Origin of the sequence: Pseudofrankia coriaricola (genome assembly GCF_001854805.1) — a bacterium.
Taxonomy (GTDB): Bacteria; Actinomycetota; Actinomycetes; order Frankiales; family Frankiaceae; genus Pseudofrankia.
This window is the reverse complement of the sequence record NZ_MBLO01000220.1, coordinates 53359-69651: the sequence shown is the minus strand read 5'-3', so window position 1 is coordinate 69651 and position 16293 is coordinate 53359. Positions and strand designations below refer to the sequence as shown.

General features: G+C 71.1%; 14 protein-coding genes. 11 read left to right on the top strand and 3 right to left on the bottom strand.

All coding sequences use genetic code 11. From position 1 onward, the window contains the following. The first annotated feature begins 33 nt into the window (after positions 1–33). The 9 genes from BCD48_RS25835 (at position 34) to BCD48_RS25795 (ending at position 9618) form a co-directional block, all read left to right on the top strand. Positions 34–2358 (top strand): xanthine dehydrogenase family protein molybdopterin-binding subunit, encoded by a 2325-nt coding sequence (locus BCD48_RS25835; protein WP_071050960.1) that lies wholly within the window; start codon positions 34–36, stop codon positions 2356–2358. Continuing rightward, on the top strand, positions 2358–3332 hold the full coding sequence (locus tag BCD48_RS25830) for an SRPBCC family protein (RefSeq protein ID WP_071050959.1): 975 nt from the start codon (positions 2358–2360) through the stop codon (positions 3330–3332). The genes BCD48_RS25835 and BCD48_RS25830 overlap by 1 nt, the downstream gene beginning before the upstream one ends. Positions 3333–3463: 131 nt before the next feature. After that, positions 3464–4387, top strand: coding sequence for an FAD binding domain-containing protein (locus tag BCD48_RS25825; protein WP_071050958.1), 924 nt, complete (start codon positions 3464–3466; stop codon positions 4385–4387). Next, complete coding sequence (locus BCD48_RS25820; protein WP_071050957.1) at positions 4380–4850, top strand: (2Fe-2S)-binding protein; 471 nt, start codon at positions 4380–4382, stop codon at positions 4848–4850. Before BCD48_RS25825 ends, BCD48_RS25820 begins: the two co-directional genes overlap by 8 nt. Before the next feature lie 512 nt (positions 4851–5362). Then, positions 5363–6646, top strand: coding sequence for an aromatic ring-hydroxylating oxygenase subunit alpha (locus tag BCD48_RS25815; RefSeq protein ID WP_071050956.1), 1284 nt, complete (start codon positions 5363–5365; stop codon positions 6644–6646). A gap of 37 nt (positions 6647–6683) precedes the next feature. Beyond that, positions 6684–7010, top strand: a complete 327-nt coding sequence (locus BCD48_RS25810) for a hypothetical protein (RefSeq protein ID WP_083419193.1) — start codon at positions 6684–6686, stop codon at positions 7008–7010. A gap of 285 nt (positions 7011–7295) precedes the next feature. Then, positions 7296–7889, top strand: a complete 594-nt coding sequence (locus tag BCD48_RS25805; protein WP_071050954.1) for a carboxymuconolactone decarboxylase family protein — start codon at positions 7296–7298, stop codon at positions 7887–7889. Positions 7890–7934: 45 nt separating this feature from the next. Then, on the top strand, positions 7935–8768 hold the full coding sequence (locus tag BCD48_RS25800; protein ID WP_071050953.1) for a TauD/TfdA dioxygenase family protein: 834 nt from the start codon (positions 7935–7937) through the stop codon (positions 8766–8768). 58 nt (positions 8769–8826) lie between these two features. Further along, positions 8827–9618: an SDR family NAD(P)-dependent oxidoreductase gene (locus BCD48_RS25795; RefSeq protein ID WP_071050952.1), complete on the top strand. Its 792-nt coding sequence runs from the start codon at positions 8827–8829 to the stop codon at positions 9616–9618. A gap of 211 nt (positions 9619–9829) precedes the next feature. On the opposite strand, the gene BCD48_RS25790 is transcribed toward BCD48_RS25795, so the two are convergent. After that, positions 9830–10762: an NAD(P)-dependent alcohol dehydrogenase gene (locus tag BCD48_RS25790; protein ID WP_274536577.1), complete on the bottom strand. Its 933-nt coding sequence runs from the start codon at positions 10760–10762 to the stop codon at positions 9830–9832. Positions 10763–11113: 351 nt separating this feature from the next. On the opposite strand from BCD48_RS25790, the gene BCD48_RS25785 reads away from it, so the two are divergent. Continuing rightward, positions 11114–11722: a TetR/AcrR family transcriptional regulator C-terminal domain-containing protein gene (locus tag BCD48_RS25785; RefSeq protein ID WP_083419215.1), complete on the top strand. Its 609-nt coding sequence runs from the start codon at positions 11114–11116 to the stop codon at positions 11720–11722. Positions 11723–11780: 58 nt separating this feature from the next. Here BCD48_RS25785 and BCD48_RS25780 read toward each other — a convergent pair whose 3' ends face one another. After that, entirely contained in the window at positions 11781–12668 is an 888-nt protein-coding gene (locus BCD48_RS25780; RefSeq protein ID WP_241841985.1) for an MFS transporter, read from the bottom strand. Positions 12669–12886: 218 nt separating this feature from the next. Between BCD48_RS25780 and BCD48_RS25775 the strand changes: the two genes are divergently transcribed. Next, on the top strand, positions 12887–13684 hold the full coding sequence (locus BCD48_RS25775; RefSeq protein ID WP_131804104.1) for a hypothetical protein: 798 nt from the start codon (positions 12887–12889) through the stop codon (positions 13682–13684). Positions 13685–13828: 144 nt separating this feature from the next. On the opposite strand, the gene BCD48_RS25770 is transcribed toward BCD48_RS25775, so the two are convergent. Next, positions 13829–16273 (bottom strand): DEAD/DEAH box helicase, encoded by a 2445-nt coding sequence (locus BCD48_RS25770; RefSeq protein ID WP_071050949.1) that lies wholly within the window; start codon positions 16271–16273, stop codon positions 13829–13831. Positions 16274–16293 lie beyond the last annotated feature (20 nt).

The window sequence follows — 16293 nt, the reverse complement described above, 5'->3', positions numbered from 1 at the left end:
CGCCAGCACGCCGCGACGCGAGGAGCCAGATCCATGACCGAGACGGCCACGGCCCCAACCCCGCCGACCCGCTACACGGGCAGCCGGGTGCCGCGGGTCGAGGACGGCCGGCTGCTCACCGGGCACGGGACCTTCGTCGACGACATCCAGCGGCCCGGAATGCTGCACGCCTGTTTTGTGCGCAGCCCGTTCGCCCGTGCGCTGATCAACGAGATCGACGCGTCGGCCGCGCTCGCGCTTCCCGGGGTGCACGCCGTTTTCACGGCCGCCGACCTGAACCCGGATGTGCACGAGCAGTGGTACTCCTCCTACGGCCCGAAGGTACCGGACACGCCGCGCCCGCCGCTGGCCTCGGGCGAGGTCCGGTTCGTCGGTGACCCGGTCGCGCTGGTGGTAGCCGAAAACCGCTACATAGCCGAGGACGCGGTCGAGCTGGTCGAGGTCGACTACGAGCCGTTAACCGCCGTGGCCGACTATCGCGATGCCCAGACCTCGGGCATCCTCGTCCACCCGAAATACCCGAACAACGTCGCCGGCGGCCTTGCCGGCCCGCCGCCGCAGGTCGTCGAGGCGGCCTTCGCCTCGGCCGCGCACATCGCCGACGAGACCTTCTACCAGCAGGCCTACGCCCCCGTCCCCATGGAGACCCGGGGCATGGTCGTCGAATGGTCCGCCGACACCGACGAGCTGACGATCTGGGCGGCGACGCAGACCCCGCACGAGGTGCGCGCCTTCGGCGCCCGGTTGCTGGGGCTCGAGCCTGAGCGCGTCCGCGTCCTCATGCGCGACACCGGCGGCGGCTTCGGCCAGAAGGTCGTGCCGATGCGCGAGGACATGTGCGTCATGCTCGCCGCGCGCAAGGTCCCGGCCGCCCTCAAGTGGATCGAGGACCGGCGGGAGAACCTGATGGCCGCGGGCCAGGCCCGCCACGAGCACGGCCACGCCAGGATCGCCTTCGCCGCCGACGGCACGATCCTCGCCGCCGGCATCGAGCACACCCAGGACATCGGCGCCTACCCGACGCCATGGCCGGTCGGCGCCGCCGCCGCCGTGGGACTGCTGTTCCCCGGCCCGTACAAGGTGCCGCTCGCGTCCTGGTCGACGACGTCGCTCTTCTCGAACACCGCCGGGCGCCACGCCTACCGCGGGCCGTGGCAGTTCGAGTCGGTCGCCCGCGAGCTGCTGCTCGACATCGCCGCCCGCGACATGGGCCTCGACCCGGTGGAGCTGCGCCGCCGCAACATGATCAGCCGCGACGAGCTGCCCTACCCGAACCCGGCCGGCATGCCTCCGTACGACCACTCGTCGCCGCTGGAGACCTTCGAGCTCGCGCTGAAGATGCTCGACTACGACGCCTTCCGCGCCGAGCAGGCCGCCGCCCGCGCGGCCGGGCGCTACCTGGGGGTCGGCACCTCCACCTACATCGAGCCGACGGCCACCGGCCAGGAGTACTACGCCTGCGAGGGCGCGGTGCTCCGGGTCGCCCCCGACGGCCGAATGACGGTCATTGTCAACGGCGGCTCGTCGGGCAACAGCCTGGAGACGACCGTCATCCAGCTGACCGCCGACGCGCTCGGCGTCCCCTTCGACAACGTTGACACCATCCAGGGCGACACGGCGGTGACGCCGTTCGGTTCCGGCACCGCCGGCAGCCGCAGCGGCTCGGCGACGGCCGGCGCGGTCGGCGAGGCGGCCGCGGCCCTGCGGGCGAAGCTCGCCGAGCTCGCCTCCCCGCGCCTGGGCGTGCCCCCCGAGGACATCGAGGTCGCCGACGGGCGGGCCCAGGTGCGCGGGTCGGGGCAGTCGTCGGGGCAGTCGTCGGGGCAGTCACTGACCTACGCGGACCTCGCGGGGCCGGACGGGGTCGAGGCCAGCGCCACCTACACCGCGAAGGCCCCGATGCTGTGGTCGAACGCGACCCACGTCTGCACCTGCGAGGTCGACGTCGTCACGGGCAAGGTGACCCTGCTGCGCTACATCGTCGGCGAGGACGTCGGCCCGATGATCAATCCGAACATCGTCGAGGGGCAGATCGCCGGCGGCACGGTCCAGGGCATCGGCGGCGCGCTGCTCGAGCACATGGTCTACGACGAGGACGGCAACCCGCTGGCCAGCACGTTCGTCGACTACCTGCTGCCGACGACGACCGAGGTGCCGCACATCGAGTACGGCCACATGGAGACGCCGGCGCCCGGGCCGGGCGGCCACAAGGGCGCCGGTGAGGGCGGGGCGATCGGCGCGCCGCCGGCCGTCATCAACGCCGTCGCCGACGCGCTGTCGCCGTTCGGCGTGAAGATCACAAATTTGCCGGCGAGCCCGGCCGCACTTGTTGCTCTACTGACCGAGGCGGGGCACTGATGGAGCTGGTGAACGAATTCCGGGTCGCGCTGCCGGTCGAGGCCGCCTGGGCGCTGCTGACCGACCCGGAGCGGATCGCGCCCTGCATGCCGGGCGCTCAGCTGTTGTCGGTCGACGGCGTGGACTTCCACGGCGCCGTCAAGGTCAAGGTCGGCCCGATCGTCGCCCAGTACAAGGGAAAGGCCACCTTCCGGGAGAAGAACGCCGAGACCCACCGCGCCGTCATCAAGGCCGACGGTAAGGAGTCCCGCGGCCAGGGCAACGCGAGCGCCGTCGTCACCATGGGGCTCACCCCCGACGGCGACGGCACCGCCGTCCACCTCGTCACCGACCTCACCATCTCCGGCAAGGCCGCGCAGTTCGGCCGCGGCGTGCTGGCCGACGTCAGCGGGAAGCTGGTCACCCAGTTCGTCCGCAACCTGGAGGCCGACGTGGTGGCGGCCGGCGCGGCGGACCCGGCCGCCGCCGGTCCCGCGGAGCCTGCCAGCCCCGTCAGCCCCGTCAGCCCCACAGGCCCCGCCGCCTCGGCCGGCCCCGCGGTTTCGGCCAGCCCCGCCGAAGCATCGGGGCCGGCTGGGGCGGACGGCTCCGCCGGTCCCGCCAACCACTCCGTCGCCTCGCCGGCCGCCGGCAGCGAGGCGACGACGCCGGCCCAGACCGTCGCGTCGGCGACCGCGCCGGCACCGGCAGGGCTGGCCGCCGCCCCGCTGCCGGCGGCCGGCGCCGGCGCGACCGCGCCAGCACCCGCACCACCGGACGCGCCCGCGGCGGGATTGGCCGCACCGGCACCGACACCGGCACCGGCACCAGCACCGGCAGCGACGGCGCCGGCCGCACCGGTGCGGACCGCCGAGTCCGAGCCGGTGAGCCTGCTCGGCGTGGTCGCCTGGCCGCTGGCCAGGCGGGCGCTGCCGGTGCTCGTCGGCGCGGCCGTCGTCGGGCTGGTCATCTGGCTGATCGTGCGCAACGCCTGACCGTGCCCAGGGCCGCGGGGCGAGTGCGGCTCCGCCACCATCGCGCGCCCCGCGGCCCTGCACCACAACCCATCCTTGGGAGTCCTCATGACCCAGTCCACGCGGCTGGCCCGGTCCACGCGGCGGGCTGGATGAAGCCCGCGCGGTTCGAATACCACCGTCCCGGCAGCGTGGACGAGGCGGCGGCGCTGCTCGCCGAGCTGGGGGACGAGGCCAAGGTTCTCGCCGGCGGCCAGAGCCTGGTGCCGATGCTGTCGCTGCGCCTGGCCTACTTCGACCATCTGATCGACGTGTCCCGGCTGGACGGTCTGCGCGGCCTCACGGTCGACGGCGCGAGCCTCCGCTTGGGCGCCGGCATGACCGAGGCCGCTGTCGGGGCGGACGTGGGCGTTGCCCGCGCGGTACCGCTGCTCGCGCGGGCAACACCCCTGATCGGGCATTTCCAGATCCGCAACCGGGGCACCCTCGGCGGCTCGATCGCGCACGCCGACCCGGCGGCCGAGTACCCGGCCGTCGCGCTCGCGCTCGACGCCGAGCTGGAGGCCTTCTCAGCCTCGGCCGGCCGGCGGGTCATCCCCGCCGCCGAGTTCTTCACCGGCCTGTGGAGCACGGCGCTGGAGCCGGACGAGCTGCTCGTCGGGGTTCGCTTCCCGGTGTGGACGGGCCGGTGCGGGTTCGCGGTCGAGGAGTTCGCCCGCCGGGCCGGCGACTTCGCGATCGCCGGCGTGGTCGTCGCCCTCGAGCTGAACGGCGACGACCGGGTCGCCCGCGCCGCGATCGGGATGCTGGGCCTCGGCTCGACGCCGCTGCGCGCGCCGGCGGCGGAGGCGGCCGCCGTCGGCCAGCGAGCCGGCGAGCTGGACGGGGCCGAGCTCGGCCGGCTGGCCATGAGCGGCCTGGAGGACATCCCCGCGGACCTGCAGGGTTCGGCGGACTACCGCGTCCGGGTCGGCGCCGAGCTGGTCGCGCGGGCGTGGGCGGCGGCGAGCGCGGAAGCGGCCGGCTCCGACGGGGTTGGCGTCACGGCGGCGAGTGCGGGAGCGATCGATGGCTGAGCTACCGGTCCGGCTGACGGTGAACGGCGAGACGGTCGAGAAGACGGCCGAGCCGCGGATGACGTTGGCTGATTTCCTGCGGGAACGCTGCGGCCTCACGGGCACGCATCTCGGCTGCGAGCACGGCGCCTGCGGCGCCTGCACCCTGCTGGTCGAGGGCGCCGCCGTCCGCTCCTGCCTGATGTTCGCCGTGCAGGCCGACGGCCTGGACGTCACGACCGTCGAGGGCATCGCGGCCCCTGACGGCACGCTCTCCCCGGTCCAGGCCGCGATGCGTGACTGCCACGGCCTGCAGTGCGGCTTCTGCACGCCCGGCTTCGTCATGTCGATCACGGCGCTGCTGCGCGACAACCCGAAGCCGACGGACGAGGAGATCCGCGAGGGCCTGTCCGGCAACTTCTGCCGCTGCACCGGCTACCAGGGCATCCTCGCCGCCGTCCACCAGGCAGCCGAGACGGCCTGACGGCGCTCGGCGGCCCCGCGAGGGGCACCGCCGCGCCAGGACCGCCATCCATATCCAGATCGTGTCGGATGGGCAGGTCCATAGGCAGGCTGAGCTGACACAGTTCGCACCCGATGGTTCGGAGTGCGTCGGATGGGCCTGCCTATAGACAGGCCCATCCGACACAGTCGGAGCTGCGCGGCGCCGCTGTGGCACCAGACACCGGCGAGGACCGCGGCGCGCGGCCTATCTGGGCCTGGATCCGGTCCATCGCGGGCCGCTACGGCCCGCTCAGCCGTGCGGGGATTGACGCTCTCCGTGACCGGCGCGGTGGCGTGCCGGCCAGCGGCGCAGTCGCCGGTACATGGTGGCCAGGAAGCGCCGGAATTCTCGTCGCTGCGCCGCCAGCGGCGTGAGGACATTGGCGCATCCGGTGGGGGTCAACACTCGCGGGATGAGAACGTCCTTCTCAACACCAGAGAGGACTGCTACCATGGCCTCCAGTCCGGGGTACGGAAAGGAACCGCGCGAACATGGCTCACTTCCCGAAGCCAGCTGAGGGCAGCTGGACCCAGCACTATCCCGACCTGAGCACGGCGGATGCCTCGTACGAGGACTCGATCTCGCCCGAGCACTACGAGCTCGAGCGCAAGGCGATCTTCGGCAAGACGTGGCTCAACGTCGGCCGGGTCGAGCAGCTTCCGAAGGTGGGCAGCTACTTCACCAAGGAGATCGACGCCGCTCGCTCCTCGGTGATCATTGTGCGGAACGCCGAAGGCATCCAGGCGTTCCACAACGTCTGCCGCCACCGCGGCAACAAGCTGGTCTGGCAGGACTTTCCGCGTGAGGAGACGTCCGGCACGGCGCGGCAGTTCATCTGCAAGTACCACGCCTGGCGGTACGACCTCGGCGGCGCCTGCACCTTCGTGCAGCAGGAGTCCGAGTTCTTCGACCTCGACAAGGCGAAGTACAGCCTCGCGGACGTGCGCTGCGAGATCTGGCAGGGCTTCATCTTCATCAACTTCGACAAGGACGGCACCCAGTCCCTCGTCGAGTACCTCGGCCCGCTCGCGGCCGGCCTCGAGGGTTACCCCTGGGGCGAGATGACCGCGGTGTACAAGTACAAGTCGGACATCGGCGCCAACTGGAAGCTGTTCATCGACGCGTTCGCGGAGTTCTACCACGCGCCGGTGCTGCACAGCCGCCAGGCAACCGCGGAGGAGTCCCGCAAGCTGCAGCAGTACGGCTTCGAGGCGCTGTCGTACCAGATCGAGGGCCCGCACTCGATGGTCTCCAGCTGGGGCGGCATGTCCCCGCCGAAGGACCCGAGGATGGTCAAGCCGATCGAGCGGGAGCTGCGCACCGGCCTGTTCGGCCCGTGGGACAAGCCGTTCGACATCGAGCTGCCGCCCGCGCTCAACCCGGCCCGGCACAAGGCCTGGGGTGTCGACTCGTTCGTGTTCTTCCCGAACTTCATGATCCTGGTCTGGGAGCCGGGCTGGTACCTCACGTACCACTACTGGCCGACCGCGGTGAACCGCCACACCTTCGAGGCGGCGCTGTACTTCGCGCCGGCGAAGAACGCGACGGACCGGCTGCGCCAGGAGCTGGCGGCGGCGACGTTCAAGGAGTACGGCCTGCAGGACGCCAACACCCTCGAGGCGACCCAGAGCATGCTCGAGTCCCGGGCGGTCAGCGAGTTCCCGCTGAACGACCAGGAGATCCTCCTGCGCCACCTGCACCAGACCGCCCGCGCGTTCTGCGCCGAGTACGTCAAGACCACCCCGGGCGCCAAGCCGTCCCCGGCGCTGGTCTGACCGCCCGGTCGATCGAGAAATCGAGAAGGAGCCACCCGTGGCCAAGCTGCCCGCGGACTTCGCGGACCTGGAGCCGTTCACCGACTGGTGCCTCGCGGCCGAGGACGACCGGTTCGCCAAGCGGTACGGCTCGAACATGGACGAGATGCAGACGTTCTACGACGCGGTCTTCCCCCGCATGCAGGACGCGCTGGCCTATCTCGACAAGTTCGACCTGGACGACCTCCCCGAGGACGCCTACAACCTGCTGCTTCTGTACTACTCGCTGTGCACGATCTCGTTCCCGGTCGAGGCGTGGCGCCAGCCGCGCGTGCCGGACGCGGGCGCCGCACACATCTCGAACGTTCTCGCCCCCGCGGTCTGACCGGTCCTCGACGGACCAGAAGATCCCTCGGGCGGACGGATTCGGGATAACTGCCACCGGCTCCTCGTGGGCCGGCGCGGCCCTGGCCGGGGCCGACGAAGCCATGTTGACCAGCCCCGTTGACATGGCGACGCCGGCACCGGCCGGGTCTGTCTACCTCCCCTACCCCCCGATGACCATGGCTCCTGTCGGCTCGGCTTCGGTCGACGCGGCGACCCGCTCCGCGAAAGACTGGGAGCGTCGCCCACACCGGCAGGCGATCTTGACGTAGGGGACTCACCTGACATGGCTCGAATCGATCCGCTCCCGCTGAAGCAGTGGCCCAAGGAGATGCGGCAGGTGCTGGCCGCGCTCGAGCCACCGGGCGTGCCCGCGAAGCTGTCCCCCGAGGGCCGTTCCAAGGCCCTGAACACCCTGGGTGTCTACGCGTACCACACGACGCTGGCGCAGGCGTTCTTCACCTTCAACGGCCACATCCTGTCGACGAGCACCCTCACGCCGCGCCAGCGCGAGCTGCTGGTGCTGCGGGTCGCCGCGGCCCGCGGGGCGGGCTACGAGTGGCTGCAGCACACCTTCCTCGGGCGGGACGCTGGCCTGTCCGACGAGGAGATCCAGCGGATCGCGCTCGGCCCGGACGCGCCGCTGTGGGACCCGCTGGACGCGGCGCTGCTGCGCGCCGTCGACGAGCTGGTCGACGACGGCAAGATCGGCGACGAGACCTGGGCCGTCCTCGCGGACAAGTTCGAGGTCAAGCAGATCCTGGACGTGATCTTCACGGTCGGCGCGTACGAGACGCTCGCCTACCTGCTGCGTTCCTTCGAGGTCGACATCGACGACGACATGCTGGCGGCCGTCCGCCGCCAGTCGACCACCGCATAGACGGGCGCGCGCCCCGCGCCGCGTTCTGACCAGACGGGAGAGACCATGTCCGTCACCGTCAGCCCGATCAGTCCGGGAATCGGCGTCGAGATCGTGGGCCGTACCGGGCCGGAGCTCGCCACTTCCGAGGTCGCCGCCGAGCTGCGCAAGTACCTCGACGAGCATGGCGTTGTCATCTACCGCGAGGCGCACATCAACGACGCCGACCTGGTGACGCTGTCCCGGATGCTCGGCGAGGTGGTCGTCGCGCCGATGGGCGGGGAGAAGGACCACCCCGAGGTCTCGGCGATCACCCTCGACCCGGCGCAGAGCACCCTCGCGGCCTACCGGGCGGGCACGTTCTTCTGGCACATCGACGGCGCCAACGACCTGGTCCCGCAGAAGGCCACGCTGCTGACCGCGCTCGAGGTCGCCACCGAGGGCGGCGACACCGAGTTCGCCAACCTCTACGCCGCCTATGAGGCGCTCGCAGGCGAGGAGAAGGCGCGGTTCGCCGAGCTTCGGGTGGTGCACAGCTTCGCGGCGACGCAACGGCTGGCCCAGCCGGACGCGTCGCCGAAGATGCGCGCCTCGTGGGACAAGGTGCGCTCCGGGGAACACCCGCTGGTGTGGACCCGGCGCAGCGGGCGCAAGTCGCTGCTCGTCGGTGCCACCGCCGACCACGTCGTCGGCCTGGCCGAGGACGAGAGCCGCGCCCTGCTCGACCGGCTGCTCGACTGGGCGACCCAGCCCGACTTCTCGCTGCGCCACCACTGGCACCGCGGCGACCTGGTCATCTGGGACAACACCGGAATCCTGCACCGCGCCCAGCCATACACGGCCGCGTCCCGCCGCCTGATGCACCGAACCACCCTCGTCGGCGAGGAAGCCGTGGCCTGACAGCCCGGCGCAGCAGTCACCGACACAGGCGTCACCGACTGAAGGGAACCACGCGCAGATGACCGCGGCACCCAGCGACAGCCTGGCCGGCAAGGTCGCCATCGTCACCGGCGGCGGATCGGGCATCGGGCGCGGCTGCGCGCTGCGCCTGGCCGTCGACGGTGCCAAGATCGGCGTCTTCGATCTGGACCCCGGCAACGCCAAGGCGGTCGCCGACGAGATCGCCGCCGCTGGCGGCGAGGCGCACCCCGTCACCGTCGACGTGACCAGCCGCGAGCAGATCGACGCCGGCGTCGCGGAGATCAAGTCGCTGTACGGCCCCGCCACGATCCTGGTGACGTCGGCCGGCCGAGAGGGCTTCCGCCGGTTCCTCGACATCACCGCCGACCAGTGGAACGCGCTGGTGAACGTGAACCTCACCGGCACGTTCCACAGCTGCCAGGCCGTGGTCCGCGACATGATCGAGGCGCACTGGGGCCGGATCGTGACCATCTCGTCGTCCAGCGCCCAGGGCGGCCAGCCGCTCATGACGCACTACTCGGCGTCCAAGGGCGGCGTCATCACCTTCACCAAGTCGCTGGCCCTGGAGCTCGGCGAGTTCGGCATCACCGTGAACACGATCCCGCCCGGCTTCATCATCACCCCGATGACCGAGCGGAACGCCGCCAAGGGTCGCCTCGGTCCCGGTGGCCTCGACGCCGTCGTCGCTCGCACCCCGGTGCGCCGCGGCGGCCAGTCCGAGGACATCGCCGCCGCCTGCTCCTTCCTCTGCCGCGACGAGGCCAGCTACGTCACCGGCCAGATCATCGGCGTCAACGGCGGCCGCAACACCACCTCCACCGTCTTCTAACCCGAGGCCGGCGAAATCGTCCGAAGCCGGCTGCTCGCCTCGGCCGGAGCCGGCTTCGGACGAGGTCTGGAAGGTGTGGATGACGCCGGACGGCGTCCCACCTCGACGCATTCCAGGGTGACCACGCGGCGGCCGCGTTCCGGCCGGACGGCAGAGTCCTCGCGCTGTCCAATGCGCGCCAGGTGGTCCGGCGCCAGCCCGGCTCGCGCCGTTATGCGGCAACGACAATCTTGCCGTTGGCGTGATGTTGCAGCATGTGCGTGACGGCGCTCGCCGCCTGGTCGAGTGGGTAGATCTTGTCGATGACCACCCTGATCTTGCCGGATTCGAGGAGCTGGAGGAGTGCGTCGAGATTTTCGTGATTCACGGCAGGGGTCACCAGTCTTACATTGATGGAACCCAATCCCCGCAGAACTGCCCGCGCCGTCCTGGGCAGGCCAGCGAGCAGGCCGCCGGTGTACCCGATGCTGTTCGGGATGAGAACTCCTCCGGGTGCCAGCAGGCGCGCGAGTGCTTTCGACGGATGGTTCAGCACATTGTCGAGGATGACGTCGAATAGCTGTTGGCTCTGGGTGACGTCCTCGGTCGTGTAGTCGATGAGGTGGTCTGCCCCAAGCGACCGGACCAGTTCGACGTTGCGGGAACCGCATACGCCGGTTACGTTCGCGCCCAACACCTTGGCTATCTGGACCGCCATGGTTCCGACGCCGCCCGAGGCGCCGTTGATCAGAACGCGCGTGCCAGCACCGACCTGTGCCATGTCTCGGATGGCGACCAGGGCGGCGAGCCCGGTCGTGACCGACGCCGCGGCGTCGGTGAACGCGAGTCCGGCTGGTTTCTTGACGAGTTGGGCAGCTGGCGCGACCACATACTCGGCAAAGGCGCCGGCCCGCGCTCTGGTGGAGCCGACCACCTCGTCTCCGGGTGACAGGTCGGTGACTCGCGGGCCGACGGCCTCCACCACGCCAGCGACGTCGCTGCCTCGGATCGGGCGCTTCGGTCGGCGTAGTCCGGCACTCAGGCGGAGGATGTATGGCACTCCGGTGACGGCGGCCCAGTCCGGTGTGTTGACGCTGGTGGCCCGCATCCGTATCAGGACGTCGTCAGCGCCGATCGACGGCACAGGGATCTCCTGGAGCCGCATCACCCGCTCCGGCACCCCATAGCCCTCCTGAACGACGGCGCGCATGGTCGGTGAATCGGCATGCATGGTAGAGCTTCTCCCGCTGGACGGAGCTCGTCGGAAGGCGGTGCTCGCGTCTTGATCCATACCGCGTCCTCCCAGGTCAAGGTGGTAAGATCGCCCGTCCTCACGGAGTAGGGCTTACGGTGTAAGGGTAAGGCTTACGGTGTAAGGCAGTCAAGGGGGTCCCCCGCGGTCAAGGGAGTCTCTTGAGGGCGCGATCCAGGGCTGTAGAGGGAAGGTGACGTGAGGATCTCCGCGCCGGGCGGGACGGGCCCCGAACGCCGCCCGCAGCTGACGAGGGAGCGGGTGATGGCGGCCGCCATCGAGCTCGCCGACAGGGACGGCGTTGACGCCATCAGCATGCGTAAGCTCGCGCAGCATCTGGGCGTCGAGGCGATGTCCCTCTACACGCACGTACGCAACAAGAGCGACCTTCTGAGCGGCATGACCGAAGCCGTGATCAGTCAGATTCCTATCAGCATCGATGATGCCGACTGGAAGACCTCGCTGCGCCAGATGGCGCTTGCCGCCCGCAGCATAATTCTGCGTCATCCGTGGGTGCCCACCACGGTGGAGATGCAGGCGGCGCCCGGGCCCGCCATGTTGACATATGCCAACGCGGTGATCGGCATCCTCCGCGAAGGTGGCTTCTCGGTCGCGCAGGCGCATCACGCCCTGCATATCCTTGGTAGTCGCGTTCTCGGGTTCACGAGGGATCTCTTCGACGATTCCGGTGATCTTGATCCTGAGACGGCCGCCGGTCTCGCCAGGGAACTCGGCGCGAGCCACCCCTACGCGGTGGAGATGGCGCTCGCGGTGACCCACGGCGGCGCGCTCGGCCGGTGCGATGACGACGCCGAATTCGAATTCGCGCTCGACTTCATCCTCGACGGCCTTGCCCGACTCCAGAGCTCCTGATGCCGACACCGCTCACAGGCGAGTCGGGTCTCGTCTGGGGACCGCTCCAGGTGGTCCCTCAGCCCGCTCCGTGGTCTCGGCAAGGCCGCAGCCGGCCGGTCAGCACTCCGCCGACCGGGGAGAGCACCGACAGCGACGCGAAGACCAGCGCCACGACGAAGGTGTTGTCGGTGCCGAGCCGGTCCGCGGTCAGGCCGGGCGCGAACGCCTGGAAGAAGCCTCCCAGCGACCAGGTCGCGAGCGCCACCGTGCCGGCGACGAACAGCGGCCTCCCGGCACCGGCGGGCACGCGGACATGCGGCCGCAGCGTTCGCAGCGCGGCTACGGCTGCGGCCGCGGCCGATGAGTCGTGCCGCTCGACGCTCTCCGGGCATGCCAGCAGCAGCACGACGCCAAGGGCAAGGGCGCAGACCATGATGCTGTAGGTCAGCACTCGGGGCGCCGGCCCATATTCGACGATCGCGCCCGACAACAAGGCGCCGAGGGGGACGGCCAGCGGCGGGACGATGCTGGTGATCAGCGCCGCCAGCCAGCGCGGTGCCTCGGGCGCGGTGTCGATGACGTACGAGCCGAGCGCGCTCGACGCGACCCCGCAGGCGATCCCCTGCAGCACCCGGCCGACGACCAGCGCCGGCAGCGCCGCGACGTGCATGAGCGCCAGCCCGCCGGCGATCGAGCTCAGCAGGGCGGCGATGCCGACCGGGCGGCGGCCGAGGTGGTTGGACAGCCGGCCGAGCAGCAGCAGCGAGAGCGCCGTCATCGTGAAGTAGACGACGGTGGTGAGCGCCAGGCCCGAGTTCGAGATGCCGTCCTCGAGCCGATAGGTGCTGTACAGCGGGATCGGCGTACCCGACGCGAGGAACGTCAGGATCAACGTGGCCGAGCCCACGACGAACGCGGCCTTGGGCGGAAGGCGACGTTGTCCGTACAAGGAGTGGGCAGCCATGGAACCCATCCGAACAGCCCAAACACCCCGCAGGCCCCGCCCACCGCCTGACCTAACACGCGAGCCCCACCCCACACCTCGTTGAACTGCGTCACGCCGGCCGCGACGGTCGCCCGCTCGATGGGTCTCACCGCGGCGTCGCACCGCGGGCGCCGGAGACGTCCCCGATGTGGTCGCGTCGCTGGTCATGGGGTCCTGTGAACGGGTATGACTGGCGCGTGTTCGACTGGGATCGTGAGCAGCTGTGGCGGCTACGCGCGCCCGGCGTCGACGTGGCCGCGGCGCTGGCCGGGCGGCCGATCGCGGCCGTCGCCGAGCACGTCGGGCAGCTGCTGCTCGACGTGATCGCTGGCGCCGGGGCCGGGGCCGGGGCCGCCAGGATCGGCGGCAAGGAGGCCGACGCGCTGGCCGAGCAGGCACGGCGATGCGTGGCCGAGCTGTGGGGGCGGGGCTGGGAGGGCGACGACGTGCTGGCCCGTGAGCTGGCCGACGTGCTCGGGGAGCCTTGGCCGCCGGAGACGGCGGCCGACGCGCCGATGAGCAGCGTCCCGGACCTGCCACGGTGGCCGCTGACACCGATTCCGGTGCATCTGGCGGACCTGGCCGAGTTCCTGGACGGTGACCCACGCCAGGGGCGCGGCGTCATCGACCTGGAAACCGGGTTCATATGGCCGCCTGGAAGCCTGGAGTTCGACCCGCCGCCGGAGCTGAACGAGCTCCGCGACGACTTTGACCCGGAAAGGTGGTTGGCCTTTTCTCCGGAGAGCGGCGAAGGCTACCGGGACATGCTCGACTTCGCCGACACGGTGGACGCGCGCTGGCGGGAGCGGCTACTGCGGGCCCTCGACGGGCGCGGCCCGTTCCGGCGTTTCCGGGACGCGCTCGTGGACGCGCCGAACGGCTACCGGTCACGCTGGGAGGTCTTCGGCACGGAACGCGCACTCGGCCGCGCCCGCGTCTTCCTCGCCGACAACGGCTACCGCGCGACGGGCCACGGCTGGACACCGGCGGTCTGATGCGCGGAGTGTGACCACCCGGCGACCGGACTGGCTCGCCCGACCGATGACGATGTCGCTCAGCTCGCCGATGTCGACGCCGATCTCTGGCGGGTCGGCGCTGGCAGCCCACGCGGAACGCGCACCGCAATCTCTCCCGCGAGGTCAGGCGGGCAGGACTGCGAAGCGGACGGGTTCGGACAGGACGGTGGTGGCGGCCGGGAGATCGGACATGCGGCTGGCGAGGGTGGCTTCGGCCAGACGGGGTGGGAGGGCGGTGCTGAACTTCAGGCCGCTGAGCGCTTCGTCGGCGACGAGAGGGAGGCAGATATGGGCGTCGGCATCGGTGGTGGCCGCTCGCCACATGTCGGGGGTGAGGTCGGTGCGTAGCCGCAGGTAGGCGGCGGTGGGGGCCTGGCTGGGGTCGGAGAGGTCGCTGAGGGTGGCTGCGAGGGTGCGGTTCGCGCGTTCACCCGCCCAGGTCCACCAGCGGACGTCGGTGAGGTTCTCCGTTCGGACGATCATCGTTCCGGCGGGGTGGACAACGTCGAGATGGGCGTCACGGATCGCCGCGAGATGCTCGGTCGCGCGACGGGTCAGCGAGACTGGGGGGTCAGCGCCAAGCAGGACCGCGCGCATTGCCCTGGTCATCGGGAACGACAGGGCCCCGGCCGTTGAGGTGAGCCAGCGGGCACGGCCGCCGCCGTCGGCGGGTTCGACGAAGCAGCGGCGGCGTTTCCAGTCGATGTGGGTGACCCGCCAGCTCCGACCGGCGAGCAGCAGCAGGCGCGGGCCCTCGACCGGGTCGGTGAGCAGGACCGGGTCGGTCCGGCCGATCTCGTCGCGGCCGGAGAGGACCGTGAACTCGGGGGCGGCGGTGAACACGGCGGTCAGCTCGGAGAAGTGCCGATGGCCGAACTTCCGCTCGGCTTCGGGGCCGACGAACAGCATGCCGCCGTCGGAGTCGAGGTAGCCCATCCGGACGAGGTGGCGCACGATCGGCTCGGCGGACCGGTCGAACGGGGCGACGCCGTTCCATTCTTCGGCCCAGAGCTGGTCGCCGACGCGGTTCTCCTGCAGGCAGTAGGCCAGCACCTGCTGGGCGACTATGTGGCGCGGCTCCGGCGGGGGGACGACTGGCTCGACCCAGCCGCGGCCCCAGAGCAGCAGCAGGCCGGCCGCCTGCACCAACGCGGACTCGGACAGCGCGAGGAACAGGCAGTTGCGGATGGTGCCGGCGCGCCGGCCGGTGCGGCCGAGGCGCTGCAGGAACGAGGCGACGGTCGCCGGAGCGTTGATCTGGACGACGCGGTCCAGGTCGCCGACGTCGATGCCGAGCTCGAGCGTGCTCGTCGAGACGATGACGCAGTCGCGCGCCTGGGCGAAGGCCTCTTCGGACCGGCGCCGCTCGTCGACCGACAGGGACGCATGCGAAAGGAACGTCGTCACGCCGAGGGAGCACAGCGCCTGGCCGAGCTCCTCGACGGTCTTCTTCGAGTCGCAGAAGACCAGCCGCTTCTCGCCTTGGTGCAGCAAAGCGAGCACCTTCGCCGCGTTCGCGACCGACCCGACGTAGTCCAGCTCGATCTCGCCCGGCGGCGGGGCGGGCGGCAGAGCCGGCGAATAGATCATGGGACGGGCGCTACCGGCCACGGTTGCCCCCGCGTCAGGCGTGGGCAGGCTGGCGGTGACGGCCTTGACGGCGGGCCCAGCCAACTGCCCGGTCGACGACACAGCCGTCGGCGTGGCGGCCAGGTCCGGGGCGACGACCTCCGCGCGGCGGCGGCCGGCGCCGGAGCCCTGCAACCAGTGCAGCAGCTCGGCCGGGTTGCCGACTGTCGCTGACAGGCCGATGACCTGAAGCTCCGGCCCGGCCTGTCCGTGCCTGGCGGGCATCGTCGGTCCGACACCCTCGGGCCGCGCGTTGCCTGCGATGATCTCCGCGTTCCGCGGAACGCGCCGGTCGTCGGCGGACGGGGGAGGGCTGGACGGGAGAGAGCCGGTGGCGTTCGCGGCCTGCTCGCGGGCGATGATGCGGCGCAGGCGTTCCAGGACGGCGAGCAGGTGCCAGCCGCGGTCGTCGCCGGCGAAGGCGTGTACCTCGTCGACGATCACGGTCCGCACGCCCGCGAAGAAGTCCTGATGGTCGGTGCGGACGCTGATGAGCATCGCCTCGAGTGACTCAGGCGTGGTCAGCAGGACGTCGGGCCGTTCTCGGCGGATCCGGTCCCGGCGGCTGGTCGTCACGTCGCCGTGCCAGACGGCGGTGCGCCGACCGAGCCAGCCGGTGTAGGCCTCCAGCCGAGGTGCCAGATTGTTGAGCAGCGCCTTCAGCGGACACAGGTACAGGACCGAGGTTCCCTGCCAGTTCTCCGCCGCCATCCGCGACAGCACGGGGAAGACCGTGGCCTCGGTCTTTCCGCCAGCTGTCGGGGCGAGCAGCAGCGCGTCCGCCCCGGCGAGCAGCGGCCCGACAGCCGCCTCCTGCAACGGCCGCAGCCCCGGCCACTGCAGCGTGTTGACGATGTGGTGCAGCACTACCGGATGCAGCAGCTCCGCCGCATCCGCCGGGCCGCTCTGGCCGGATTCGGGCTCGGGCTCGACGGTCACCTGAGGCCCAGATCCAGGCC

Bases quoted from the DNA above. Each gene is read 5' to 3' on its own strand.
- BCD48_RS25815 (WP_071050956.1), top strand. From the start codon at position 5,363: ATGGCTCACTTCCCGAAGCCAGCTGAGGGCAGCTGGACCCAGCACTAT.
- BCD48_RS25835 (WP_071050960.1), top strand. From the start codon at position 34: ATGACCGAGACGGCCACGGCCCCAACCCCGCCGACCCGCTACACGGGC.
- BCD48_RS25825 (WP_071050958.1), top strand. From the start codon at position 3,464: ATGAAGCCCGCGCGGTTCGAATACCACCGTCCCGGCAGCGTGGACGAG.
- BCD48_RS25805 (WP_071050954.1), top strand. From the start codon at position 7,296: ATGGCTCGAATCGATCCGCTCCCGCTGAAGCAGTGGCCCAAGGAGATG.
- BCD48_RS25830 (WP_071050959.1), top strand. From the start codon at position 2,358: ATGGAGCTGGTGAACGAATTCCGGGTCGCGCTGCCGGTCGAGGCCGCC.
- BCD48_RS25785 (WP_083419215.1), top strand. From the start codon at position 11,114: ATGGCGGCCGCCATCGAGCTCGCCGACAGGGACGGCGTTGACGCCATC.
- BCD48_RS25800 (WP_071050953.1), top strand. From the start codon at position 7,935: ATGTCCGTCACCGTCAGCCCGATCAGTCCGGGAATCGGCGTCGAGATC.
- BCD48_RS25790 (WP_274536577.1), bottom strand. From the start codon at position 10,762: ATGCGGCTCCAGGAGATCCCTGTGCCGTCGATCGGCGCTGACGACGTC.
- BCD48_RS25820 (WP_071050957.1), top strand. From the start codon at position 4,380: ATGGCTGAGCTACCGGTCCGGCTGACGGTGAACGGCGAGACGGTCGAG.
- BCD48_RS25780 (WP_241841985.1), bottom strand. From the start codon at position 12,668: ATGGCTGCCCACTCCTTGTACGGACAACGTCGCCTTCCGCCCAAGGCC.
- BCD48_RS25795 (WP_071050952.1), top strand. From the start codon at position 8,827: ATGACCGCGGCACCCAGCGACAGCCTGGCCGGCAAGGTCGCCATCGTC.